The organism is Paenibacillus sp. FSL H3-0329, assembly GCF_037963285.1.
GTDB classification, from domain to species: domain Bacteria; phylum Bacillota; class Bacilli; order Paenibacillales; family Paenibacillaceae; genus Paenibacillus_AQ; species Paenibacillus_AQ odorifer.
This window is the reverse complement of sequence record NZ_CP150150.1, coordinates 2,520,614-2,544,062: the sequence shown is the minus strand read 5'-3', so window position 1 is coordinate 2,544,062 and position 23,449 is coordinate 2,520,614. Positions and strand designations below refer to the sequence as shown.

Below are 23,449 nucleotides of genomic sequence, written 5' to 3'. Positions count from 1 at the left end.
GTGTAAATTCATCTGTTAATCCTAATGTGCTACGTACGTGTAAATTCATCTGTTATTCCGAAAGTGTTAAGTACGCGTGAATGGGATCGGTTCAAACGTTCAGACGAAGTTTAGAGTTGAGAGCAGTGGTTGGTTTAAGTTCAAAAAAAGGAGGTGTCCTAGCCATTTTCATGGCTTTTGGACACCTCTTTTTTTGATTATAGCCCCTCAGCCAGAATCCGTTTCAGGAACATCCCTGTGTAGGATTCCCGCACTTCAGCAACCTGCTCCGGTGTACCTTCAGCTACAAGCTTACCGCCCACAACGCCACCTTCAGGGCCAATGTCAATCACCCAGTCGGACTCCCGAATCAACTCTAAGCTGTGCTCCACAACCACGACCGTATTTCCCGTATCAACCAATTTGCTCAATAAGGTATGGAGCTGCCTGATGTCTGACGGATGAAGGCCTGTTGTTGGTTCGTCGAGCAGATAGAGCGTATGGTTTTTGGAAGGTTTGCTCAACTCTTTAGCCAGTCTAATCCGTTGCCCTTCACCACCGGATAAGGTTTTGACAGATTGTCCCCATTTAAGGTAACCGAGACCCACCTCACACAACGTCTCGATTATCCCCGCCATTTTGGCTTCCGACTTAAGAATTGGCAAGCTTTCCTGCACGGACATGTCCAGCAGATCCGAGATGGAATATCCATCATATTTCACCTGGAGAACCTCATCCGTAAATCTTCTCCCCTTGCAAACGTGGCATTTAACCTCCAAATCGGGTAAGAAATTCATGTCTACAGTCAGCACCCCAAGACCCTGACAGGTTTCGCAGCGTCCACCCGGTGTGTTAAAGGAAAAATGCTTGGAGGTCAGTTTTCTTTTTTTCGCCTCCGGCAATGCAGCAAACAGCTGGCGCAGATGTGTGAAAACATCTGTATATGTCGCTACATTAGAACGCAACATCCTCCCCATGGGCGATTGGTCAAAAATCACTATATTTCCAACCTGATCTAAGCCTGCAATCTCCGCACAGCCTGTTTGCTCATGTTCTTTCGCACTACCTTGCGCAAGAATATCAAAGACTAGCGTCGACTTGCCTGAACCCGAAACCCCAGTTACAGAAACTAGACAACCTAGAGGAAATGTAACCTCCGGGATCTCAATGTTCCGGTATTGAGCCTGTCGGATGGTGATCTGTTTTCCGTCACCTTTCCGGCGAACATATGCAGCAGTCTTATGACGCTCTTCTCTAAGATAGACTCCCGTAACGGAAGTCTCGCTTGCCATCAAGTCCTCAATGCTGCCCTCGCCAACAACTTGCCCGCCGTCCAGACCAGCACCCGGACCCATATCAATAATATGATCGGCAGCGCGCATCATCTCAATATCATGCTCGATAACGAGCACCGTATTCCCCAAATCGCGTAACTCCTGAAGCACACGAATGAGGCCAACAGTATCCCGCGGATGAAGCCCGGTCGTCGGTTCATCTAGAATGTATAACACTCCAGTCAGACCTGACCCCAGCAATGAGGCAAGGCGCAGCCGCTGTGCCTCTCCACCAGATAAGGAGACCGTCTGACGGTTCATAGAAAGATAACCTAGACCAACATCGATAATCCTTTTTAGTCGGGTAGGCATATCGTGAAGGATGGGTTCAAGCAGATGAAGTCCCTCGGCGGGCAAAGCCGCCTCTAAGCCTTTCGTCCACTCGTAAACATCGCTTAATGACCAATCCGATACCTCCGTAATCGATACGCCAGCTACCCGTACGAGACGAACTTCGTTTTTTAAACGAGCGCCAAGACATTCCGGGCATTGCTGCTCATGAAAAAATCCGCCGTCTTTTTCCTGTGTACCAGCTTCTCCTTCCTTCTCCTTGTAACGCCGCCACAAACCAGGAATGACGCCTTCAAATTTGGTGCCTTGAATCGGCTTAACATTGGGAAAATGGCGCTTAAACGCCTCACTTTCCACTCCGTAATACAACAAGTCGCGCTGAATTTCACCGTAATCTTTTAAGGGCTGATCCGGGTCAAACTCAAAGCCAAAATGCTTGCCAGCGGCCAATAATATACGCATCTGTATATCACGATGAACACCATTCAGCGAGGCAACCCCACCCTCACGCATACTAAGCTCTGGATTAAACACCGCCGCTTCATTTATAGTTGCCACAGATCCAACACCACCGCAGGCTTCACAAGCTCCCTCCGGTTTATTAAAAGAGAAGTGGGACATACCCAGCTTCTCAAGCTCTGCTCCGCAATGTGGACAACCCATCGTCTGACCATCCATTTCCTCGTCTTCCTCGATCAGCAATCCCCTCGCTTCAAAAGAAGGTGGGATGCTGCCACTACAGGAAGGGCAAACCTGCTCGCCTAATCTGGAAAAGATAAACCGGACAAACGTATAGATGTCAGTGACAGTCCCGACTGTCGAACGGGGATTACGATTGGTGACATGTTGTCCAACACTAATGGACGGAGATAGTCCAATAATAGACTCCACCTTTGGTTTACTGATCGTATCTGACGTCATGCCCATGGAATCCAAATACTGTCTTTGGCATTCCCGCTGTAGTGTATCCATAGCTAGCGTCGATTTGCCTGATCCCGAAGGTCCTGTCAGGACAACTAGCTTATACTTAGGAATCGTGAGCGAGACATTTTTCAGATTATTCTCACTTGCACCTTTAATAACAATAGTCTCTTTCACATCTATTCCCCTCTCATTTCAACCCACTGGTTCGTAGTTATATCTTCTATCCATATGGTTGCCCAAAGTTGTTGTATTGCAATTATTTTGCAAAACATTCCTAATTTCGATAGAATGTATTTGATAAATCACAAAATTTTCAAATAACTTTATAATCTAATATCTTGACTATCAAGATATAATTATTTTAAAAGGAGCGTTATCTTTTGTCAAGCCACGAACAACCTACACCAGAGCAGGAACAATTCACCTTGCTTATGCGCAGTTTGGGAAACCGAACGGTATTGTACCAACAAAATGTAGCCGCCTCACTTGGGTTATACAATAATGATTTCTTATCTATAGATATTCTACGGGAGAAAGGTCCGATCACTGCCGGAGAACTGTCTAAATTAACCGGTCTGACCACCGGAAGTGTTACAGCATTAATAGACCGGCTCGAAAAAAATGGCTATGTCCGCAGACAAAATGACCCGAATGACCGCCGTAAAGTGATTATTGTGCCATTATATGAGAATAAAGATGATGTCATTAATACGTACCAACCGCTCCATACCGCCATGGTTAAGCTCGCAGCTTCTTATACGGATGAAGAGCTCGCCCTTATTTCGCAGTTTTTAGGCAAAGCAAGTGCGGTTCTAGAAGAGCAGATTGATCATCTTGGATCCACTGCGCGCGGCAAATCTTCTTCCTAAGATACTTATTTATACAAAAAAGGACGATATCCAAAAGTCATACGACTCTCTGGATACCGTCCTTTTTCATTTATTTTCTAATACCAATCGTTACAATTTCGCATGGACCGATCTGTAAGTCAAAGCTTCCTTTCTCTTTCTCATCACTAGAGACAGGGTGGCTCTCCTCTTCTAGGATCGTCGTTTTATAGAAATACTGCTGCGGAATACTTGAACGGAAGGACAGGTTGGTGTTCTGCTGACTCATGTTATACCAACGCAGCAGCAAGTCTCCAGTCTGCTCGTTCATTTTTAGTGAAGAAAATGCGAGTTCCTTACTCTCCCAATCGAATGGAGTATAAACCGGCGCAACTACTCCTGCATGTACATCTGTCTGGCATACAATCCACGGAACCTGGAATTGGTAAGCTTCAGCATAAGCACCAGAAGTTATACCCTCACCTGTGTGCGGGATTAGCTCCATACGAACAACGTGCTCTCCAAGACACTGCGCTTCTGGAGTAGGGAATAGCCCCCAGTCACCAAGTTCACCAACAGAACGTAGCAGTGTAATCGCAATAGTGTTACGCCCATCTCGCAGCACTTCATATTCATTTAATCCAAAATTAGCGACGGTTAGACCCGCTTTCCCATCACTAATATCAACAAAGGCTTGCTGATGTTGCGTGTTACTCGGATTCTTCCATTCTGTGGCGGGTTCAATATTCCGCTCAGCAACCTCGAACATCGAATCTACACGATGCGTAGCAGCGTTCAAATCTGTCGGAAACAGTATACGAATCCGGTGATCTTTGGCCTGGTTTTCTATTGTCGTTTCGATATGCAATCCCTTTCCGCCCCGCTCCAAGGTGATTACAGTACGAAGTTTTAGAATGACTGTGTCACTACTGCGCTGAGCTTTGCGCTCCGGATAGTAAACCAGTGCACGCTGCTCCTCATCCAGCTTATCATCTGCCGAAGCTGGAATCTCCCAGTCATGCTTAATTTCTATAGCGGCGCGAAACGATGTATTTTCCAGTACACAAATATTAGCCTTTAGTCCTTTAGTCGTCAGAGCTTGTTCGGCCTCTGGCTGTTTGTACATATATTCATTGCCGATATCCCCGGTGTTTTCATATACGCCAAGATCTTGATAGGTCACTCCACTAGTTTTGTCACTTAGCATAAACGAACCATCATCATTAATAACTACCTTGATAACGTCATTTTCCAGCACCCGATCTCCTTGTAGCAAAGATTCAGCGGCTATTGGCAGTTTTGCATCTGCCCGGCGAACCCAAGCATATGAACGAAGACCTAGCGCAGGAACTTCTACGGCTTCAAAGGTAAGTCTTACCCGGCGGCACATATACGGCTGACGGAACTTGTCATCTGGCAAATCATAACCAAACTGAAGCCCTAAGTCCTCCATCTGGCAGGCAATATCATTCCCTTGATCGTCTACTAACACACGATCGTGCAAGTCAATTCCGGTCATACGGCTAGCCGTTTCTTCCAGAGAGAACCCTTCTCGCAAATATAGACGCGCCACATCAAGTTCTACGCTCACAGTACCCGTGCGACTCCAACCCGTCATATTCATCGCAACTAGTGGAAGCACGTCTTCACCATATGCTGTAAACCCGGTCGTATCCACAGCTTCTGCAATCTCTCGTTTACTACCCTCAACAATGGTCTCTGCCACATGACGGCTTTTGTCAAAACGGGTGACCATCTCACGGTGTACCTCATCCACGCTGCATCCACAAATGCTATCATGCGGATGATTCTGCATTAATGTCTTCCATGCATAGGTGAACAGATGATGGGGGTACTCTTTGCCCAGTAAATGTGCGAACGAAGCAAGTGGCTCGGCCACCTTTTCAAGCAAGATTTGCCCTTCCTGATTCATCTGTTTCAAATAGACACGCGCAGACGCGGTATTCACTAACGTACCCCATCCATCAGTATGCTGGCTCCGCAGTTCGCCCTTTACAGTCGACAGATTGCTGCGATCCATTACACCCTCTACGGCCTTAAGGTAATCAGGAAAGTTCGAATGAATGAACTCCATATCTGGATACAACCGCTTCGCAGTTTCGATAGCCTCTGGCAAATCCAGTTGAGCCGGCTGATGATCGCAACCATTCATGAACAGCAGCTCACCTGTAGAGGCAAACTTCCGCGCATCTGCCAGCTTTTTCTCCCAGAACACTTTGGCTTCTGCTTCATTTACAGGCACTTCGTTTCCGTTAGAATACCAATTAACAAATAGGATGCCGAGCACTTTTGATCCATCAGGACCTTCCCAAATCAGCTCCGAGAATGAGGATTCGTAACCTCCATCTGACACCGTATTATTGAATCCAGTGGGCTTCACACCTCTTCCAAAAAAGGCATTATTGATGCCGGATTGCCGCATTAATTGTGGAGTCTGGCCGACTAGACCAAAGGTGTCCGGAAAATAACCGATTTTGGAGGGTTCCCCGTAACGCTTCGAATCCTGATGGCCAATCTGCATATTACGAACATTGGCCTCCCCACTAGTAAGGAACGCATCCTGCAAAATATACCAAGGTCCTATTAGAAGGCGACCTTCCGTAATATATTTCTGCAGCCGCTCTTGATTTTCGGGACGTACCTGAAGATAATCATCCAGAATAATCGTCTGTCCATCCAGATAGAAACTCTTAAATTCGTTATCCTCATCCAACCGGTTCAGTAATTCATCAACCAGTTTTACTAAGCGTACATGATGTTTCTCATAGGGAAGATACCATTCCCGATCCCAGTGTGTATGGGAAATGATATGGGCAGTCTGAGGTTTAATAGATTGATTTGAACTTTCCAAAGTGAAGACCTCCTTATATGCAATGCGTTCTCTCTACCAAGATGCTTAATATAGAAGATGTGGTTAATTTACATGGATCTCGACTTCCTGCGGGCGATAAACACCAAGCAAGTCTCCTTTACTATCCGTAGCAAAGAGAACAGAACGTTCCTGTTCTAACACGAACGAATAGGTTCGGCCAGTGGCTGAATCCTTCACCTCGATCTTTGCATCTTGGGCATATTCCGACACGAAGGTAAAAAGCGCACCCGTAGCAAAGCTCAATTTCCGTCCGTAGATACCCGCTAAGTCCCCACCACTAATCCATTCAAAATCACATTCCACAAAAGCAGCATTAACCGCGTAGCGGTAAAGTGCAGCCGTAGTATCCCTACGCTCACTCAATTCAACTGGCAGTGGGCTCCATAGGAGTCGACCCTTGCCAAGCGGAAGGTTCACGACAGTCTCTATAGTTGAACTTCCACCAGTTTCTTGAATGATCGTTTCCTTTGTCACCTCAGCTATCCGGCGGTGGCCGAAAGAGACAGGCAGGACTTGACCTTGAAGCATAAGCACTTCTTCGCGGCGCACATTACGCAATTCACGTTTGCCAAGGATATCACTCAACCGATCCGAAGAACGCCAATAGGCATCAATGCCTAACGGTCCAGTGGCAAGCAATACCGCTCCTGTCTCTTCAACAATGTGTAACAACCGTTCCATTGCTGCATCAGCGAAGTTATGCGCGCTTGGCAGTATAATCAGTTTCGCAGGGTTCTTCTCCAAATCATCTAGATGGTATTCGGAAGCCCCCCGAAAAGACATCTTGAGCTCATAAGACAGAATGCGGGTAAGCTCTGTTGTAGCAGCAAAAGCCAACTTCCGATTAGAGAAATCATTCGAATAAGGGAACACCACCGCAATCTCTTCCAATTTCCGATCACCAAATATATCACGGATACCTTCTATAAACTTCCCGAAATCATAAGATACGCCTGCCTCAGGCTTCTCGGTTCCATCTGCTCTCAGTGCTCCGATATGGGACTCATTCGCATTATCCATATAGAAATTCGTATTCCAGATCCAGTGAATAGCCCCCGCACCTGCCGTTCCAAAAGCGTAAGCATACTTGCGTTCCAGCAAATTCTGCAGCTCTTGTTCTGAACGTTTGGCTCGGCCATCTGGAGTTTCTACATACATGACGCCAGTCTCCTGAATTAGGTTTGGCTTATTAGGCGTCTTGGCAAAGATGCCATCCCACACCAGATAATCATTAAACCACCAGGAATGAACAGTGGTGTAATCCACCGCCTCCTCGTAGAAGAACGGCGAAGGTCGCTGCGCTCCTAGTCCCTCATCCTGACCAACCGTAACCATCTGAGCTGGACATTGCTCCTTAATGGCGTCGTATAATTGTTTCACCCAACGGTTATGCATCTCCATAGAGAACAAACAATAATCCAACCAGCGTGTTCCCCTCTTAGCACTGTGCATGTCTTGTACGTCGAAGTTAATCTCTTTTGCTTCTGGCAGCCCTGCAGATGCAAAGTTCGGAAGCTGTGCAGGTGTCATATTCCAGCGTTCCTGCAGCACGTCGATTACACCATGTCTTTCTTGTAGCCATTCCATAAAGGCTTGTCGCTCAAAACGATCATGGCATGAACTCGGGCCGTCCGAAAAAATACGTGCCGGATCAAACATCGACGGTTCATTAATAAGATCCCAATCTACATTCGAAGAATCTTTATGACGAGATACAATAGACCAAATGAACCGCTTCTGAGCTTCCACACTTTGTGGGTCCAGATAAGGATTTACCCCTCCCCACGTTTCCGGTGTGAAGGAGAAGAACGTGAAAGTCACTTGAAGATCATGCTTCTTCGCCGTCATGATGAAGGCGTCGATCGCCCGCAATACTTCTTCCGAGACATGTCCATCGTCTTGCATCACATTGCGATAAGCTGTCCAGATCCCTGTACGGATCCAGTTAATCCCGGCCTTCCGCATCTGGCCCATATCACGGTCCCAAACTCCCACGTTCGGTAGAAATAGAAATTTCCGCGCCACATCACTCGCCATATAAGTCATGCCGACCACTGGTAGCGGACGCCCATCTTTTATAAAGTAATCTCTGCCGCTCGTTACCGGATTGCCTGCTGCCAGCAGCTCAGGAGCATGACCCCAGAACCCTTGGCGCAGAATGCGAACCTCACCATCACTGGCTTCTGCTTCACAGACAATCTGGTAGAGGCCCCTACTTATCTCCAAAGGAATAGGCAGACGCACCATGTTTAGTTCAGCATTCGCCTTCATTTCCAAACTCTGAGACCACTTCAAAGAGGTATCTGATTCATGCTCTACATGAATTGTGAAATTCCATGTATCTTCATTACGCATAGAAGGTCTCACTCGTTCAAGCTGCTGAATCTGAAGGGTTAGGGAAGCACGTTCTCCTAATTCATAAGACGCGTAATTGGGCTTAACCCACATTTCCGTTACACCCTTGCTGCAGAAACGAGCCCAATTGGATATCGCGAAAGGACCTTTTTGCTCCCAAAAAGAAGCTGTTGCAGGTGTATTTACGAACAGCCAGCGTGAGCCTGCAAATAAACCGCTCGTATTCTCCCAAAGAACTACTGGCGCAGAAATTTCCCGACCCTCGAGTGTAACTCCTTTTAATAGCGGGTAAATCCGTGTGCTCATTGGACCTGCAGAGCCCATTTGATGTGGTAAATCACTCGTCTTTGTCGTATGTGGCACGAGGTTCCATGTATTCGCACTCGTTAGAAAAAGAGATTCTTGACCCTTAAGCAGAGGAATGACATCCGAGGCAAGCAATGAATGGTTGCGTGAGCATTCAACATGAAGTGCCTCATGAATATACAGCTCCTGATGATAGGAAGTCTGCTCCGCTTCCACATGCCATTGGCCATTTTCCCAACGAACAGGTTGTTTGAAGGGTGCGCCTCCAATGCTAATCAGCCCGCCTTCTCTTTGCAGGTATTCAAGAATGGCTATCCAGGCCGTTTTCGGGAAATAGGGTGCATGCAGATTGATGAAACAGCCGCCTTCCGTTTCGCGAAGCGTTTCTGCAAGCTGATTCTCATTTACAATAGATCCGAACTCACTCATGGATGTAATCGCATCGCTAGGAATGGGACTGGAAATTGGAAAATCAGAATCATAAAATATGATTACAGGTCTGCTCGGGCTGCTCATAGTAGTCCTTCCTTCATCGTTTTATAGACAAGTTGGGAGAACAGGCTATTGGACCAGGCGAACCATTTTCTAGTGAACGTATTCGGATCATCAACATGGAATCCCTCATGCATAAAGCCAGTATCCGCATCTGTAGCTTCTAACATCGCAAGCATCTCCAACTTTTCCTCCTTAGTGGAAGCCGTCAAACCTTGCATCGATAATGCCATATGCCAGATGTAGTCTTTGGGAGTATGCGGACTGCCGATTCCCTTCGCTGCGGTTCCTTCAAAATAAAAAGGATTCTCCTTGCTCAGAGCAAATCGTCTCGTATTCTGATAAATTTCATCCTCTGCGGTAACATAGCCGAGATAAGGAATCGACATGAGTCCTGGTGTTCCCGCATCATCCATCAAGCAGTAGTTGCCATAACCATCGGTCTCGTAGGCGTAGATTGGACCGAATTTTGGATGACGATAAATGCCATACAATTGAATTCCGTGATCAATCTCAGCTTCTAATGCTTTAAGCTGTTCCAGAAATTCAAGATCACGGAATACCCATTCAGCGAATTCCTGCATATGACGTAATGCAACAACAGCGAACATATTCCCCGGAATGTTGTAATGGAAGTCGCAAGCATCATCGCTCGAGCGGAACCCGGACCAGACCATGCCCGTGTAATTAACAGGCATACCCAGGCCGTTATTACGCAGTGTATCTTCAGGAATCCCATTGTTACGCGTAAAGCGGTATGGAGATAATTCACTATGGCGCTGTTCAGTTTTGAACAGGTTGAATATTTTGACCATTGCTGCCTTAAATCCGGCGTCGAATATATCAGCCTTTCCGGTTTCTTTCCAATAGGCATAAGCCAGACGCATGGAAAAACAAAGAGAATCGATCTCGAATTTACGTTCCCACACCCAGGGGGACATTTCCGTAATATCGCTAGTGCTCCAATGCCAATCATTCGCCGTCTCATTAAACGCATTGGCGTACGGATCGATATGAATATACTCGATATGACGTTTAATTAACCCGCCAATAATCCGCTGAAGATCGGGATCGTTTTTAGCAAAGGGCACGTAGTGCATAACCTGCTCCACAGAGTCTCGCAACCAAGAAGCCGGGATATCTCCTGTAATCACAAACGTTGTTCCATCATCCATAAGCTTAGTCGTTGTCTCAAGCGTATTAGGGAAACAATTCTTAAAGAGCTGCAATAGCTTCGGCCGATGAGCTAACTTCTCCTCTGCTTCGTTTAATACTTCTTGAACCGCTTGAGGAAGCGTCAGCTTCGGCATAGAGATGGTGGGAAGTCGGAATTGTTCCATATTCTCACTCCTTCATAATAAATGGGGATAGATAGAGAGACGGGCAGCATAGCTGCCCGTCTCCACTAATCCTATTTGTGTTACCTTTAGTGATTAATCTTAGGCGTGTTACGTTCATTAGCTTATTTCTTTGTCTGGTTCCACTCATCAAGTTGCTTTTGAACTTCTGCAATGACTTTATCAAGTCCAGCTTCTTTAAATTTCTTCGCTGCTTTTGGCAGATATGTTTTAGGATCAACAGAACCTGTGTATAGCGCTGGCATAAATTCTTTAGTTACGTTGTTGATAGCCGCTACTTCTGTTTTCACAGGTGTAGGATCAAATGCAAAACCGAAGGTAGGGGCTTCTTTTGAAGAATCATTAAACTTCTTAAAAGCATCCCATTTATCAGCAGGGTCATCAGCATGCAGATAAGTCAGTAACATGTTTCCAAGTGTGAAGCCTGGCATTGCATAGCTATCTTGCATAGCTGGCAGATCTTCAATGACATTGTCGGAGATTTTCTTATAATGAGTGCCTTCAATACCATAGTTGAGCAAATTGCGTAAGTACTTATCTGTATTCAAAAGATTCAAGAACATCATAGCCCGTTCAGGATCACCTGAGGTTACGGAAATCGCGTGCATCGAACCTGCGGCGGACTGTGTATATACATAAGGCTCATGCATAGGCGAAGTTACAATTTCATAACCTGCTGAACGAGACCAACCTTTTTCTGCATATGGTTGTGTAATTTCGCGATCGGCAAACCATTTACCCGTCTTAATGTTATCAATACCTTCAAGTGTTGCAACGTCTGGGCGTAAGTAACCTGCTGTGTAAAGTCTACGCATCGTATCTAACGATGTTGCAAGTTCAGGTGTCTCCAGAATATTAACAACCTTGCCATCTGTGGAATCCATATAGACCCCGATAGGTAACTCATCACCTAGTACATAGTCAAATGGCATAAATGGTTTAAAGCCTTTAGGAACAGCTAGCGGTGTAATATCACCCGGCTCGTTCTCTTTAATCGTTTTAAGAAGTGGCTCTAGATCATCCAATGTACGGATATTGGAAATGTCCATGTTGTATTTATCAACATATTTCTTATTGAAGCGCCATACCCATTGCTGTCCAAGCTCCTTATTTACAGGAACACCATAGATCTCACCTTTAATCTTAGTTCCTTCTAAGAAACGAGGGTCCAAAACTTCTTTCGTTTCCTTACCATACTTATCTAGCAGATCATTCAGACCCAAGAACGTACCATTAGCAGCGTTACGACGGAAGTCATTTGTCCAAGAAGAGGTAAAGGCAATATCATAAGGCTCACCAGAAGCGGTGATGACTTGCATCTTCTTATCGTAATCGCCCCAATCGAACATCGTAATGTTCAACGTCGCGTTAATTTTTTCTTGGGTATATTTATTAACTTCTTTTAAGACAAGATCCAAATCCTTTTGAGGTCCACCAATTAAATACATCTTCAACTCATATGGCTTTAATTCTGATGTGTTCCCTGCTGAATTCCCTGCTGCCGCTGAATTGTTTGTTTCTTTAGCAGCATTTGTATTATTATTCGAACCACATCCAGCTAGAAGGCCAGAAAAAAGCATTGTCCCTGCAAGAGCGAGTGTTAAGCCTTTTTTCATTTTCATTTCTATTTTCCCCCTTTAGATTAATGAACGCTTTATTTATATCGATTCCTATCCTAGCGATTCGAATAAATACATCTTAGTAGTGTTACTCCTTTAAAGAGCCCACGGTTAAACCTTGTACAAAATACTTTTGGAAGAACGGATACGCTAGTGCTATAGGCAAGGTTGCCAGTACAACCATCGCCATACGAACGGTTTCTGTTGGCAAGGTTGCAGCAATCTCAAAGCTTGATCCCATCTGTATACTGTTCTGAATGACAAACTCCATATTATTCTGAATTCGCATCAGCATCGCTTGGAGTGGAACAAGACTAGCATCATCTATATACAGCAGGGCATTAAACCAATCATTCCAATATCCCAGCGTACAGAACAATCCAATCGTTGCAATCCCCGGTAAAGAGATTGGAAGTACAATTTGCAGGAAGGTCCGAAACTCACCAGACCCATCAATTTTGGCAGCCTCAATGAGTGCATCAGGTACGCTAGTCTGGAAGAAGGTCCGCATTACTAGAATAAAGAATGCATTCATCGCGATTGGCAATATCAAAGCCCATATCGTGTTGTACAAATGTAAAAACTGCGTAGCCACGATATAGTTGGGAACCATTCCGCCTGAGAATAACATCGTGAAGAAGGCGAAGAAGCTGAAATAATTACGATAGCGAAATGATCTTCGAGAGAGAACATACGCATAAGTTGTTATTAGAAATAAACTAATGAGCGTACCTAGTACAGTAACCATCAAAGTAACTCCAAAGGAACGAAGTAATTGATCACCTGTGTTAAAAACAAACTGATAAGCTGCTAAACTATATTTTTCGGGTAACAAGCTAAATCCATTTAGAGCAAGTACTTTCTCATCTGTAAAAGAAATGGCTATGACAAACAAGAACGGAAACACACAAGTAAAAGCGAAGATGCCAATTATAATATTGAGTACCACATTCCATAGAGGAGTAATGGCGTTGTTGTCGATTTCTTTTGGCTTACGTTTGAATACTGCCATAACATCACTAACTCCTTTCTAGAATATCGCATTCTCTTTGCTGATCTTTTTCACAATAGAATTCGTTACAAGCACCATGATAAATCCAACAATCGATTGATATAGACCCGCCGCTGTACTCATTCCTAGATTACCTGTCGTACTCATGCTTCGATAAATATAAGTATCGATAACATTCGTTACGGAGTATAGAACACCTGAATCCCGAGGGATTTGATAGAATAAACCGAAGTCTGATCTAAAAATACCACCAATCGCTAAAATCGTTAGCGTTACCATTAAAGGTTTAAGCAAAGGAAGTGTAATAAACTTAATCTGCTGCCATTTGCTGGCCCCATCAATCATAGCCGCTTCATAGTAGGACTTGTCGATACCCGCTATAGCCGCTAAGTAAACAACACTTGAATAACCAATTGATTTCCAAATCCCCATGAAAATTAGGATATATGGCCAAAAGCGAGTATCCCCATACCAGGAAATAGGATCGCCTCCGAAGTAAACAACCACTTGATTCAATATTCCTTTATCTACACTCAGAAAGCTGAAGGTAAAGAAACTAATAATGACCCAAGAAAGGAAGTACGGCATAAACATCGCCGTTTGATAAACTTTAGCCGTCCGTTTGTTCACAAGTTCATTTAAGGTGATCGCAATGCCCACCGCAAGAACTAAACCGAGAGAGATCAACGCCAAGTTATAAAGAATCGTATTTCTTGTAATGATATAGGCGTCCTCCGTCGAGAACAAAAAGTTGAAATTTTCAAGGCCAACCCACTTACTATTTAAAACGCTTGCAAAGAATCCATCCCGATGAATCTTGAAATCCTTGAATGCAATTACTGTTCCAAACATCGGTAAGTAGCAAAAGATCAGGAACCATAATGTCCCTGGTAATACCATAAACCAGAGTACCTTATCCTTAATTAGACTTTTGAAAAATGCAGGCATTATTCCACATCCCCCTTCTCTCTATCCCCAAACAACCCCTATATATCCCTTCGATCTTTTTCCCTCGCCCCTTTAACTACCCTTAATTCTGCGCCATAAAAGCGGTTTCATAAAGTTGAAAAACTCCAGAATCAGATGTAAAAATTAAAGATCCACAGCAGAAAGGACATTTAAAAAGTCTATTTCCCCTTAAATTTGAGCAAAAAAAAGGAAACATTCTCGTTATCAGCGTCCATGAAACCCGTACTTGAACGTGGATAGCCAGGAACATTTCCTTTATTTTAGGATTTTGCTTTTTTGTACATATTCCGAAGCTCTGTTGGCGATACACCTACTGATTTTTTGAACTGGCGATAGAAATATGCTGGATCCGGATACCCTACTTCAGCTGCAATTTCGTTGGTTAGTAACGTAGTTTGTAGCAGCAATTGTCTTGCCTTTTCAATTCGAAATTGATTAACATAATCAGAGAAACTACGGCCCATTTCCTTCTGAAATAGCTGTCCCAAGTAATTAGGATGCATTTCCATACGCTGACTGAGCGTTTTCAGGGATAGCTCTTCTCTATAGTGTTTGCTTACTTGATCAACCATATATCTCATATTCGGACTGAGCTCATCACTTACTAACGATAATTGGTCCAGTGTTTCTTTCACACTTTCCTGCACATGGTGCACCAATTGCTCAATAGTATGTATGCGCAGCAATGGATTAAACACGGCACTAAAATTAGAGTTTTTCTCCATTTTCTTGGCAATCAACATTAACTCAATCGCTACGTTGTAATTATCAATACGGGTAATCATGCCACAGCCAAACAGCTTTTCGAACGTTTCTGCGATAAACTGGTTCGTAGCTTCACGGTCTCCAGATAATAATAATTTGGTGAATTCCTCATAATCAATTTCGAGCTTCTCCTCGTGCAGAACCATCTTTGACAGTTGTTCCGCATCTATAATCGGGTAGCCAGGTAGCATTAGATGATCAACATATAAACTCTTCGCCTTTTTATAACTTTTTGGGACTTCCTGAAAAGCATGCTCCTTACTTCCTATCGTTATCCAGACAGACTTCTCCAACTCATGCATAGTCTCATATTGTACTCGTTCCAGTACACAATAAAGCTCTTCTTTGTTCTCAGCTTCAGCCCGCTCAGCAATAATAAGAACAAGATCACCTTCCATATCTATAAATACAATAACGGTTCCAAGTTGCTCTAATGACTTCACAGCGATACGATAACATTCATCCATAAGCAGATTCCTGTGGAGTTTATCCTGCCCCTCATCGTCATCCTGTTCGGTGATAAGCCGAATCGCAGCCACCGTAAAAAATGAACAGTCCAGTGAGATATTTAAGACTTTTGAACGGTGCTGTAGCTCCTGCCTACCTATATTGCCAGTTACCCAGCGGTTTAGAATATTGTTGCGCAGAACTTGCCAATCCTCTTTAGCATGAAATTGTTCAACATCCTCTTGATTCAGCACTTCAACAATTTGTTCAATGGTTGATTCCAATTCATTTATATTAATGGGTTTGAGAATATAATTTTCAATGCCTAGACTCATTCCAGCTTTTAAATACTCAAATTGCTCATAGCCGCTCAAGATAATAAATCTCATTTTTGAATCAAAAACCTTTATTTGTTGAATCAGTTCAAGTCCCGTAAGTTTTGGCATCGTAATGTCAGTAATTAATATGTCGATCCCTTCATCATGATTGCGTAGAAATTCTAAAGCTTCTTCCCCATTAGACGCTTGTCCCGCGATTCTCAATCCATATTTTTCCCATTCAATCACTGAACGTAATCCTTCAAGAATAAGAGGTTCATCATCCACGATAAGTATATTGTGCATTATTAGTACTCTCCCTTACTACTGGTATATTCATGATGACTATTGTTCCTTTATTTACTTCACTAGCGATCGTCAATCCATATTCAGTCCCATAATAAAGTTTAATTCGTTCATTCACATTACATAGGCCTACCGAAGAAGGAGGTTCATCCATTCTCATACTGACTTGAAGCATTTGCTGTAGCTCTGTTAGCTTGCTGGGAGTAATTCCATTTCCGTTATCACTTATAGCAATTTGAATTTCCCCGCCAGATTCAGTAACTTCAATACGGATGAGATTGCCAAAACGGTCAGGTCTAAATCCGTGAACAATATAATTTTCAATAACCGGTTGAATAAGCAATTTAACGATAGAACAATTCATGGCAGCTGGACTTATTTGTGATTCGATTTGGAGCCTATCTTTATGTCTAATCTGGAACAACTCCAGATACAAATTACAATATTCAATCTCATCAGATATTGTAACGACCATACTTTTCTTAATCATCGTTCGAAATAATGTCGATAAAATGTAAATCATCTGACCTACATCCTTCGCTCCTTGCGTAATTGCCCGCATCCTAATCGCCTCAAGTGTGTTATATAAAAAATGTGGATTAATCTGTGATTGAAGTGCAACTAGCTCAGCATTTTTCTGGGTAAGCTCCGAAATATACACTTTGTTAATATAGAGTTCTAGTCTTTCACACATATAGTTAAAATTGTTGGCAATTAGCTGCAATTCATCTTCTCGATTAAGGTGAATACGTGTGCTCAAATCACCTTCCTGTAAGCGCTTCATAGATTTGACAATGATCTTCACTTTTTTAGAGAAACGTAAAATAATTCCGTATGTAAAAGACATTGCAGTAATAATAAGCGCTGTGGTAATCCCGATAATCCAAGTTCGAACCGTTTTCATTTCGTTGTTGACCTGTGACTTCTGAATGATTCCTGCCATAATAAGACCTGAGCTGTTCGTTGTATTTAAGTTAACCTTGGAGATCTCATCCAGTGTTGTCCAGCCATCGGCATGAAGCGCATCGATATGTGGATATCGCTGTCCCATATACCTTCCCAATGAATCATATATAACGTCACCGCTTGGGGTTAAGACCAACAATTGACCATTATTTTCTGCAACTTTTGTGCCAAGCCATTTTGAAATAAGTTCTGCGTCAAAATCTACTATGAGCATACCGATCGTTTTCAATGTAATCGGATCTTTAATTTCCCTAGTCATTGTATACAAATTGTTATTGTCTTCTCTTATTTCCTTAAGCACTAATTTGGTTTCATGCGAGACCCAGCCATTCTTCGGTAAGGATAATTTTTGCTTAGGACCGTCCATGTCGCTCAAATAGAATTGTCGGGTATTATTTTTATATAAATAATAAAATTCTTTCTCTGTGCTGTACAAAATAACGTCATAAATCCCATTTTTCTGATTCAAATAGGTTTTGAAATAAGTATCGAACGTATGAGGAACGGAGCTCCCTATGTCTGCATATTGATCTAAACGGTATTTAAGATAATCCCCATAATCATGTTGCAAAAAGTAGGACAAATCCTCACTGACAGAGGCATCGCTATAAATTTGCTGGATGGCTACTTGGATGCTTTCGTACTGCTGATTCATATACAAACTTACATAATCCAGCACCTCCCGATTGGCATCTACATGTTGGCGAGTGATCGTCTGTTCATAGTATTTATATACGGTAATGGATGAGGCTATTAACGTAATTATGATGATTGAAGAGTATATAGCTAATATTTTATTGAACAGTTTTTTCTGCAAATGGTTTTGATAAAATTTCTTTACATTCAACAAAGCCACCTTCTTTCTGAATATCACCTTTAGGATTAGAAGCTTAACATCACACTTCTTTTTCTGCAATGGAAGCGCATGCATTTTTTATTTATAAATTCTAGCGCTCCAACTTTTCTCTCCACCGAGAGTTTACAACTCACAAAAAATCGTCTATAGTTGATTTCTACCCCCCAAACAAACCTATAATAACCCAAATAGATCTTAATTTCCTCGTCCCCCATCAACATATTGGAGGGGCTATTACTCATGTTTCTAACCAAACGCAAACTCAACTCCCAACTAAACGAAATTTCCGAATATCGTTACCGGGATCGTATACACATTCCTTTTTTCAACTCAATGATTGACGAACAAGGTGAAATTGCAGCCGAACCGCCCGTGGATGGAGAATGGTCTGAGCTACGAGTTGGCGATACCTGGAAAGGCCGCGATTTGTATTTATGGCTAACGACAAATATAGACGTACCCGCTACTTGGGCAGGCCGTAGAGTACTGGGTCGATTTGATTTTGGCGAGACGGGTGCTGGAAACAACTCCGGATTTGAATCCTTATTCTTTTTCAACGGCAAACCCTATCAAGGTGTAGATTCCAATCATACCGAAGTGTTCTTGCCAAATGAAACGGTAGGCACTCAGCTTCCACTGACCTTCCGGTTATGGTCGGGACTCGAAGGAGGCGGCCCTAAAAAGGATCAGACACATGGCATTCGCATGGCTGAAATTTGTTGGCTGGATGAAGCAACGGATGATTTCTATTTTACCGCGCTTGCTGTAGTCGAGACGCTGAACGTACTCGATGCCAAAACTCCAGAATATACACAACTTATGAGTACAGTAGACCGCTCCTTTCTTCTGATCGACTGGTCTCGTCCTGGTTCAGACAACTTCTATGCTTCGATCGGGAAAGCCCGCAATTATTTGCGTGATGAAATTAATAAAATGGAGAAGTCCTCACCCGTCACAGTTACCTGTATTGGCCATACCCATATTGATGTGGCTTGGTTGTGGCAATTGAAACACACCCGTGAGAAATGTGCGCGTTCCTTCTCAACCGTACTACGTCTGATGGAAATGTTCCCGGACTATACCTTTTTACAGACTCAGCCGCAACTCTATGAATATATCAAAAATGACTATCCAGAAATCTACGAAAATATTCGTGAACGTGTGGCTGAAGGACGCTGGGAAGCTGGCGGCGGCATGTGGCTTGAAGCAGATTGCAACTTGACCTCAGGAGAGTCTCTAGTCCGTCAATTACTGTATGGAACTCGCTTCTTACGTAATGAATTTGGGGTTGAATGTGACTATTTATGGCTGCCGGACGTATTTGGCTACAGCTGGTCCTTGCCACAAATCCTAAAAAAATCAGGAATTAATACCTTCATGACCACAAAAATTAGCTGGAATCAATATAACCGGATGCCACATGATACCTTTCAATGGCGTGGGATTGATGGCACAGAGGTGTTAACACATTTTATTACAACGCCAGAGCCTTGGTCCGAAGAAGATTCTTGGTTCTACACTTATAATGGCCGGATTATTCCTAAGACTGTAAAAGGAATTTGGGATACCTACCGGGATAAAGAAGTGAATCGCAATCTGTTACTTTCTTACGGATATGGCGATGGTGGCGGGGGTGTGAACCGTGAAATGCTAGAGATGCGCCGTCGGCTAAACGATCTTCCCGGTCTGCCGAAGATTGAAACAGGAACAGCGGGAGACTACTTCCGTACCCTGCAAGAAACTGTTGCAAATACGGATCGTTATGTCCATGTATGGGATGGCGAGCTTTACTTAGAATATCACCGCGGCACCTACACAAGCCAAGCCTACAATAAGCGGATGAACCGTAAGCTTGAACTGCTATACCGTGAGGCGGAATGGCTAAATACACTGCAAAGTGTGATGACAGGTGACTGGTCGAACTATCGTCAGACCGATTTAGACGAGGGCTGGAGAATTATTTTGCGCAACCAATTCCATGATATTATTCCGGGCTCTTCGATTCGTGAAGTATATGAAGACAGTACGATTGAATATGCACAAGCAGAAGCAATAGGTCAGTCTGTCTGGGAGCAATCCAGTAAGGCACTTGTGAGCGGAAATGAAGCCGGTAAATATACGATCTGGAACAATGCTGCTTGGGAGCTGACAGAACTCGTAGAAATTACTGTTGAAGCCGGGATGGAAACAGGACATTGGATAAGCTCAGAAGGAAAACAACTACAAGCTCAACGTGAAGGTGACCGCTGGATCGTTGAAGTATCTAACATTCCTTCTCTCGGATACACAACCATTTCCTTCGTAGAAGATGTGAATTCTGAGTCTCTAAGTGCTCCATTCAAGCTAAATGAATCAGGAATTTCAACGCCTCACTTCGAAATTGAATGGAACGAACAAGGGCAATTAGTATCCATCTATGATATAAATGAACAAAGACAAGTATTAGCAAACGGAAGTCACGGTAACGTGTTCCAAGTGTTTGAAGATAAACCCCTAGCCCATGAAGCTTGGGACATTGACATCTACTATCAGCAAAAGAAACGTGAAGTCACCGACTGCCGCAGCATTGAAGTCATAGAAAAGGGTTCACTGCGATGTGTTGTACAATTCACATGGAGCTATATGGATTCCACGATTAAGCAGCAAATGATCTTACATGCACACCATCGTCGTATCGATTTCGTGACGAAGGTAGACTGGCATGAGCGACAACAGCTAATGAAAGTAGCTTTCCCTGTTGCGATACGAGCTACCGAAGCCACTTATGATATCCAGTTCGGTAATGTTACGCGTCCAACACATTGGAACACTAGCTGGGATTACGCTAGATTCGAGACTGTGGGGCATCAGTGGGCAGATTTATCAGATCGTGGTTATGGCGTTAGCTTGCTGAACGACTGCAAATACGGTTATGACATCAAGGATAATGTGATGCGTCTATCCTTAATCAAATCGGCAACGCACCCTGACCCTGAAGCGGATCAAGGCGAACATACTTTCACCTACTCTATCCTGCCTCATACTGGGGATTGGCTACAGGGTGACACCGTCCGTCAAGCTTGGTCCGTCAACAACCCTCTACGGAGCACCATGGGGCAAGCAGAAGTAGCAACCAAGTCGCTTATTCGCCTTTCTACACAGACGGTTATGGTTTCTGCGATCAAGAAGTCTGAGGATGGTCAAAAATTAATCGTACGTGTGCACGACTATTCTGGAAGCCGCCAGCAAATTGATATGACTAGCGACTTGAATATTATTTCGTGGCAAGAGTGTAATCTAATGGAGCGTCCTGAAGGGGAAGTCCACACTGAACCTGTCATTACTTTTATACTTGAACCTTACGAACTAAAAACATTTGAAATCGAAGCAGAAAAATTAATAAAGTAATACACAAAAATAAAGTAACATACAAAAATCGGGGTGTCCCTGTAGCCATGGATCAAAGGCTATGAGGACACCCCCTTATATATTTTCTCACGATTGTTTCTTACGCTTTTAAGTATACACCTTGTGTAATGAGTGATCTTGACGTATACTCCGAGTAAGGGAGAGATGGATATGAGAAAAATGAGGAAAATCACAATATTCACAGGTATTGGGTTATTCAGCCTTGTTTTGATTGCCATGTTTGCAATCAGCGCTTTTGTAATCAAAAGACCGGCGACTACCACCCCCGTAATCGCGGAAGTGAAGCCTTACAAGTGGAATAAAGTCACGCTAGACGGAAATGTCATATCAAGTGATGGATCAGAGTATTTTTTGTGGAATAAAAAGGGTGAAAATAATAACTGGATCATCTTCTTTTCCGGGGGCGGGGCCAGCTGGGATGCCCAAAGTGCCGCACACCCCATCAAGCTTATGAACTTTATTAAAGGTGGAGATACAGGCAACTATTTCCCCAACATCCCCTTCTATATGCTTACATTGCTGAGAGGCATGATGGATACGGATAACCCTGCCAATCCATTTCATGGCTGGAATGTGGTCTACCTTCCCTATTCGACCGGTGACTTCCATATCGGCAACCGCACGGTTGAATATAAAAAAGATGACGGCAGCCCCTTTACTATGCGTTATAACGGCAGCAATAATGTGCGAAGCAGCCTCGATTGGATATATGCCAACGTGGATAAACCCGGCAAACTACTGATTGCTGGCGAAAGTGCTGGTGGCTTTGGGTCCGCTTTTTGGGCTCCCGAGATCGCCTCTCACTACAAGGACTCCGAGATCTTCCAATATTCGGACAGTTCCTTCTTGAAATCAGACAAGTGGCCAAATGTTGTGAAGCAGGAATGGCAGGCAGACTTCGTGAAGAACTTCGGATATGCCCCTGAAGCGGATATCATCGGGGCAGCTTTTAAAGCGAACGGCCATCTACTTCCTGTGAATGCGATAATATTGCAATCCTACTCGGTATTTGACGAGATTCTGATCCACTTTCAGAACAACATCAACGATTACAAGGGGCCAAGAGATCAAAGCATCATTAATGAGTGGTCACAGGAAATGCGGCAATCTGTTTCTTCTCTGGCAGCCACTTTACCTAATTATTATTACTATCTCACCGACTATGGACTGAACGCTAAGACGGGTACAACTCCGCACACTTTTGCCACCAGAGAGACCTTCTTTCAGGCTGAACAGGATGGTGTGAAGCTTCTGAATTGGTTAGGTGATGCGATCAACCGGCAGAACCCCTATTCAGTGGGCAGCAAATTCCTCATGAATTTGAAGCCAGCTCAGAAATAGTGCTAGAAGCAGCGGAAGAGTTGCAACAAGACAGGAGAGAAAATCAATGAATTTGCGGGAAAAGCAAATGCAAATGACAAGGGAGATCATTAAGGATACAGCGCTTAGCTTATTCTGTGCCCAAGGTATTGAGCGCACGGATATGGCACAGATTGCGGAACAAGCCGGCATCTCCCGGCGTACTTTGTATCATCATTATAAGGACAAGGAAGAGTTAGCCGCTCAAATTTATGCCCTAAATCTGGAGCGGATGTTTGGACAGCTGCTGTTTGATTTTGATTTTGAACACCCTGTACAGTCATTGGAGAACATTCTCGATAAATATCTGGCGTTAAGAGATCATCAGGAAGCCCTGATCTACTATGATGCCATTTTTGGAGTTTACTACAGCACGCTTTCCAAAAATCCCGCGGAACTTCCTGACTTTAAGCAGGCTATGGAAGGCTGGTATTCACGGTTAATTCTCCTTGAGACAATTTCAGTCGCTCCGGAGGAAAAAAATAAGTGGCTGGACATTCTGCACAAGTCCACCCACCTGTATTTCATGTATTTACAAAAAGCCGTCATTATTACTCATCAGCGGGGGGGTGTGGTTACGGAGGAAGATCGGGTTATGGACCGGCAATTCAAGGATTTCATTATGTTTGGCGTACGGCAATCCAAGAATGAGACAAACCCTTAATT

13 protein-coding genes are annotated in these 23,449 nt (G+C 43.7%); 4 read left to right on the top strand and 9 right to left on the bottom strand.

Annotation, left to right across the window (positions count from 1 at the left end):
- Positions 1–197: 197 nt before the first annotated feature.
- Positions 198–2,702 (bottom strand): excinuclease ABC subunit UvrA, encoded by a 2,505-nt coding sequence (uvrA, locus tag NSQ66_RS10930; protein WP_076140972.1) that lies wholly within the window; start codon positions 2,700–2,702, stop codon positions 198–200.
- A 257-nt stretch (positions 2,703–2,959) separates the two neighbouring features.
- Here uvrA and NSQ66_RS10925 point away from each other — a divergent pair, with 257 nt between their 5' ends.
- Positions 2,960–3,397, top strand: coding sequence for a MarR family transcriptional regulator (locus NSQ66_RS10925; protein ID WP_052097458.1), 438 nt, complete (start codon positions 2,960–2,962; stop codon positions 3,395–3,397).
- A gap of 70 nt (positions 3,398–3,467) precedes the next feature.
- Here the strand turns inward: NSQ66_RS10925 and NSQ66_RS10920 are convergent, their stop codons facing one another.
- The 8 genes from NSQ66_RS10920 to NSQ66_RS10885 all read right to left on the bottom strand — a co-directional run bounded on the left by NSQ66_RS10920 (position 3,468) and on the right by NSQ66_RS10885 (position 18,007).
- The gene (locus NSQ66_RS10920) at positions 3,468–6,227 is read right to left on the bottom strand and encodes an alpha-mannosidase (protein WP_076140971.1); all 2,760 of its coding nucleotides are present in this window, start codon (positions 6,225–6,227) and stop codon (positions 3,468–3,470) included.
- Positions 6,228–6,290: 63 nt separating this feature from the next.
- A complete protein-coding gene (locus NSQ66_RS10915) occupies positions 6,291–9,425 on the bottom strand; it encodes a beta-galactosidase (RefSeq protein WP_076140970.1) in 3,135 nt (1,044 codons plus the stop codon).
- Complete coding sequence (locus NSQ66_RS10910) at positions 9,422–10,741, bottom strand: glycoside hydrolase family 125 protein (RefSeq protein ID WP_038569961.1); 1,320 nt, start codon at positions 10,739–10,741, stop codon at positions 9,422–9,424. The genes NSQ66_RS10915 and NSQ66_RS10910 overlap by 4 nt, the downstream gene beginning before the upstream one ends.
- A gap of 122 nt (positions 10,742–10,863) precedes the next feature.
- The gene (locus tag NSQ66_RS10905) at positions 10,864–12,381 is read right to left on the bottom strand and encodes an ABC transporter substrate-binding protein (protein ID WP_038569959.1); all 1,518 of its coding nucleotides are present in this window, start codon (positions 12,379–12,381) and stop codon (positions 10,864–10,866) included.
- Between the two features lie 85 nt (positions 12,382–12,466).
- On the bottom strand, positions 12,467–13,390 hold the full coding sequence (locus NSQ66_RS10900) for a carbohydrate ABC transporter permease (RefSeq protein ID WP_076214321.1): 924 nt from the start codon (positions 13,388–13,390) through the stop codon (positions 12,467–12,469).
- Positions 13,391–13,408: 18 nt separating this feature from the next.
- The gene (locus tag NSQ66_RS10895) at positions 13,409–14,338 is read right to left on the bottom strand and encodes an ABC transporter permease subunit (protein WP_076100799.1); all 930 of its coding nucleotides are present in this window, start codon (positions 14,336–14,338) and stop codon (positions 13,409–13,411) included.
- A 281-nt stretch (positions 14,339–14,619) separates the two neighbouring features.
- Positions 14,620–16,194 (bottom strand): response regulator transcription factor, encoded by a 1,575-nt coding sequence (locus NSQ66_RS10890; RefSeq protein ID WP_076214319.1) that lies wholly within the window; start codon positions 16,192–16,194, stop codon positions 14,620–14,622.
- The gene (locus tag NSQ66_RS10885; RefSeq protein ID WP_179089304.1) at positions 16,169–18,007 is read right to left on the bottom strand and encodes a sensor histidine kinase; all 1,839 of its coding nucleotides are present in this window, start codon (positions 18,005–18,007) and stop codon (positions 16,169–16,171) included. Before NSQ66_RS10885 ends, NSQ66_RS10890 begins: the two co-directional genes overlap by 26 nt.
- 249 nt (positions 18,008–18,256) lie before the next feature.
- Here NSQ66_RS10885 and NSQ66_RS10880 point away from each other — a divergent pair, with 249 nt between their 5' ends.
- The 3 genes from NSQ66_RS10880 to NSQ66_RS10870 all read left to right on the top strand — a co-directional run bounded on the left by NSQ66_RS10880 (position 18,257) and on the right by NSQ66_RS10870 (position 23,447).
- Positions 18,257–21,403: an alpha-mannosidase gene (locus tag NSQ66_RS10880; protein ID WP_339279686.1), complete on the top strand. Its 3,147-nt coding sequence runs from the start codon at positions 18,257–18,259 to the stop codon at positions 21,401–21,403.
- 171 nt (positions 21,404–21,574) lie between these two features.
- On the top strand, positions 21,575–22,765 hold the full coding sequence (locus tag NSQ66_RS10875; RefSeq protein ID WP_339279685.1) for a pectin acetylesterase-family hydrolase: 1,191 nt from the start codon (positions 21,575–21,577) through the stop codon (positions 22,763–22,765).
- A gap of 46 nt (positions 22,766–22,811) precedes the next feature.
- Positions 22,812–23,447, top strand: coding sequence for a TetR/AcrR family transcriptional regulator (locus tag NSQ66_RS10870; protein WP_051491631.1), 636 nt, complete (start codon positions 22,812–22,814; stop codon positions 23,445–23,447).
- Positions 23,448–23,449: the final 2 nt, after the last annotated feature.